Genomic DNA, 4277 nt, shown 5'->3' on the forward strand with positions numbered 1-4277 from the left:
AAGTATTTGAAGGCTATCTGTATTTTTTTTATAAAGTAGATTCTTTTTACAGTAATGATCTTTCAACCGGAAAAACAGAGCAGCTAGACTGCATCACGTCATATGTAATAGACTTCACTTTTGTAAATAATATAGTATATTATATATCGGGCGGGGGCTTATATCAGTATGATATAGGAAGCAAAATTAACAAAGAACTTATACCCCCTGTTGCTCCGGGTTATTTATATCATTTTCAATTTTACAAGGGCAGCATTTATTATAGTGATAAGATGAAACTTTATCGTTATGACATACAGTCAGGAACGAAAGAGGCTGTTTCGCCTAATGTAGGGGTTTATCATTTCCAAATTTTAAACGATACAGTTTTCTTTGGATTGCGCCGTGCACCGCTTGATTTTTCTTATATAATAACGCTTTCTAGGAAATTGAATTACGTTTCATCAGTTGTTGGAAACCATATTTTTTACCTTCCGCTTGATTATAAAAACGACCATGAAGAAATAGATAGGATATGGATGATGCGAACAGACGGATCGGAAGACGTAATGCTTAGAAAGTCAGGGCGGTCGTACGTTGATCCAAACGGAAATCCTGTTGACGACGTTCCGGGAATCGAGACTGGAAAATAATAATTTGGCAGTCTGACAATCTCTTAAAGGGTCTCGGAAGAAAACTTAGCAAAATCTAATAGCAAGCGAGCTTGTTCGAATAGTTACGGACAAGCTCGTCTTTTGTTATTTAAGATTCAGTTATAATGCCGCCATTCACATGAAGAACCTGACCTGTCATATATGCAGAATCATCGCTTGCAAGATAAACATAGGTTGGGGCAAGCTCGAAGGGCTGAGCTGCACGGCCAAGCGGAGTGTCCTTGCCGAACTGTGCGACTTCAGCAGCCGTGAAACTAGAAGGTATTAGTGGAGTCCAGACAGGACCGGGAGCAACTGCGTTCACACGGATGCCTTTGGAAGCTAGAGATTGCGAAAGAGAGCGTGTAAAAGAAACAATTGCGCCTTTAGTTGATGAGTAATCTATCAATGTTTTATCGCCTTTATATGCTGTTGCAGAAGTTGTATTGATTATTGACGCTCCCTGCTGCATATGGGGCAGGCATGCTTTGGTCATAAAGAAATAGCTGAAAACGTTTGTTGAAAATGTTAGTCCTAATTGTGCATCTGTTATATCTTTAATGCTGTTTTGAGGATACTGAACCGCGACATTATTTACAAGAATATCGATCTTGCCCATCCTCTGCATGATCTGCGTCACAGTATTCACTGCTGAACGTTCGTCTTTAAGGTCACAGGACATAACAACGCATTTCCTATTGTATTTTTCAACAAGATTTTTGGTTTCGCCTGCGTCGCTTCCGTTTTTTATATCAATTATGACAACGTTTGCTCCTTCTTTGGCAAAAGCTATCGCTGTGGCTTGCCCAATACCGCTGTCACCGCCTGCGATGACTGCGACTTTATCTTTAAGTTTATTTGAACCGTTGTAAAGCGGGTTGTCTACTATTGGTTTGGGATTCATCTGCTGCTCACTGCCAGGCTGTGTGTTTTGGTGTTGTGCCGGAAAATCTTTGGGCGTTGCAGGTGCTTCATTTTTATACGTTGTAGGTGTTGGCATTCTATTCCTCCTTTAATTTTATTCATATTTGTTTTTGCCGAAATAGATTCAACTATACTATAAAAGGATTGGCATTTGACTAGCAAATTTTAATTTAGTTTATAATTACAAAAATACGACTTGCAAAATGTTTATGTAATATAAAAATTATACAAAAATAATAATATAATATAATTGTTTTTATTAAAAAATAATGTATTATTGTATTATACGACTTTATTCTACAAATTTCGATATTTCAAATGTAGTTGATCGTATAAAGATAATATAGTAAATTAGCGTATTTTACACAGATAATTAGTTTTTGGCAAGAAGCGGAGGTTTATATGAAAAAACATCTCGCCTACTCAGTTTCGCTTGTTCTTTCCTTTGCTATTAATGTTATTTTTATGAACATGGGAATTTTTAATATTTCACAGCATCTTTTTTACATACCTATTCTTTTGGGAGTATTTTTCTATGGTAAGAAGGGGGTATACTTTTCTGCTCTTACTTCGATATGTTACTTCATAAGTGTGGCTATTTTTGATAAAGATTCTTCAGAAATGCTGGCAACCTTTTTAAGAGTCGTCATATTTATTGCAATTGCTGTTTTGATATATTTTCTTAATACTCGTTATAAAACAGCGAGGGCCAAACTGGATTCATTTTTCAAAATAAACGCAGACATGATGTGTACGTTTGACAAGAATCTGAATTTTATAAATGTGAATAAAGCATTCCAAAATACACTCGGTTACCATAGGTCGGAAATTGAAGATCATAAACTTTTTGATTTTATTCATCCTCTCGACGTAGATGAAATATTGGCTAAAATATCAGAGGAAAAGGAGAATACTGAATTTGTATGCCGCGTAAAATGTAAAGACGGTTCTTATAAAAATATTGAGTGGCGCTCATTTTATTATGACAACGTTATCTATGCAACGCCTAGAGATATTACCGATCGGATAAAACTGATTTCACAGCTTAAAAATGATGAATACAGGATAAACATCGTTGAAAATCTTGCAAAGGTCGGCAGCTGGGAGATAGATATATTAACAAAGTATTGTGTCTATTCTAGCGGCTTTTATAGTATTTTTGGGATAAAGCCGGAAAACGGGGTAACATCAAGCGAACAACTAAAAAAGTTTGTCTGCCCGGAAGATTTCGATTATGTGTATAAAAAGTTTCAAAAAGCGTTTGAGGATAGAAGAGATTATTCATTTGAGTGTCGGATAAAACGCAATGATGATAATATTACGTGGGTGCACTCCAAAGGAACCTTTAAGGTTGATAAAGAAACCGGAAGGACGAAACACGTCGGGTTCGTAATGGATATTACAGACCATAAACTTGCCGAAAAAATGCAGATCAACAGCCTTAAACGGTATGCAAGCTTGACGGAGATCTCGCGGTTTGAAGCTGACAGCGACGAAAAACTGCTAAATTACATAATACTGCAGGCTGTGGAGCTTACTGACAGTAATTTTGGGTTTCTTCTAAAATGTGATGAGAAAAACAGATATTTTATCGTTGCGACAAAACTTTGGAATACTGATAAATTTATTATCGGTTTTGACGAAAGTGAAATATTAAAAAGGGTAATCGAAACTAAAAAACCTATTATTGTAAATAAAGTGAAGAGAAGCGACCTCTCCTGCTTTGGAAATATTGAGGCGGAAAGGCTTATGATTACTCCTGTCCATGAAGGGGATAGCATAACGGCTGTTGCAATTGTCTACGATAAGAAGGCTAGTTATGATGAAACTGATAGTTTACAATTTATGCTCTTTATTAGAAACGCATGGGAGCAGGTCAAAAGAAAAAGGGCTGAGAACGAACTTGTTGAGGAGAAAAAATGGTTTGAAACTACTCTTATGTCTATCGGCGAGGGAGTGATAGCAACAGATGGAAACGGCGTGATTCAACTTGTAAATGAAATAGCTGTTAAACTTACAGGTATCGCTAAAAGTGATGCAATCGGCAAAAAGATTTGGGATGTTTATAATGTTATTAAACAATCCGACAAGGAACAGCTTGTTATATCTAAAGTATTAATGGGGACCGATCGAGAAACTGAAATTGATGAGGACTTAATATTTGAAACAAAGTATGGCTATCCTATAGATATTGAAGTTAAAGCGTCAGCCATAAAAGTTTCAGATAAAATTGCAGGATATGTGATTATTTTCAGAGATGTTACTGAAAAGAAAGAAAGTGAAAGAGAAATTGCATATTTGACCTATCACGATAAACTGACTGGCCTTTATAATCGCAGGTTTTTTGAGGAAGAACTTAAAAAAATGGATAAAGTTGAAAATTATCCGATCTCCATATTAGTTGGCGATGTTAACGGGCTAAAGCTAATTAACGATGCATTCGGACATTTAGCAGGTGACAGTCTGCTTATAGCGGCAGGAGAAATTATGAAAAGTGTTTGCCACGCAGGTGACATTGCGGCACGCTGGGGTGGCGATGAATTTATTATCCTTATGCCTAGAACTGAAACTGAAGCAGCTGAACAGGTTGCTGAAAATATCAAAAAAATCTGCGCATCCACATTCGTAAGCAATGTTAACCTTTCTATTGCGCTGGGATCTGCTACAAAGCATAGTGCAGATGATGACATCCATGAAATCATCAAACAGGCAGACGATACG

Annotated in this window: 3 protein-coding genes; 2 read left to right on the forward strand and 1 reads right to left on the reverse strand. The window is 36.6% G+C overall.

Translation table 11 applies throughout. The features are described from left to right. On the forward strand, positions 1 to 632 hold a 632-nt coding region (locus tag Q8865_11075; GenBank protein MDP4153960.1), incomplete at its 5' end, for a hypothetical protein. Between the two features lie 109 nt (positions 633 to 741). Here the strand turns inward: Q8865_11075 and Q8865_11080 are convergent. Further along, positions 742 to 1632 (reverse strand): SDR family oxidoreductase, encoded by an 891-nt coding sequence (locus Q8865_11080; GenBank protein ID MDP4153961.1) that lies wholly within the window; start codon positions 1630 to 1632, stop codon positions 742 to 744. 326 nt (positions 1633 to 1958) lie between these two features. Between Q8865_11080 and Q8865_11085 the strand changes: the two genes are divergently transcribed. After that, on the forward strand, positions 1959 to 4277 hold a 2319-nt coding region (locus tag Q8865_11085), incomplete at its 3' end, for a PAS domain S-box protein (GenBank protein ID MDP4153962.1).

The organism is Bacillota bacterium (assembly GCA_030705925.1).
Lineage (GTDB): Bacteria > Bacillota > Clostridia > Oscillospirales > Feifaniaceae > JAUZPM01.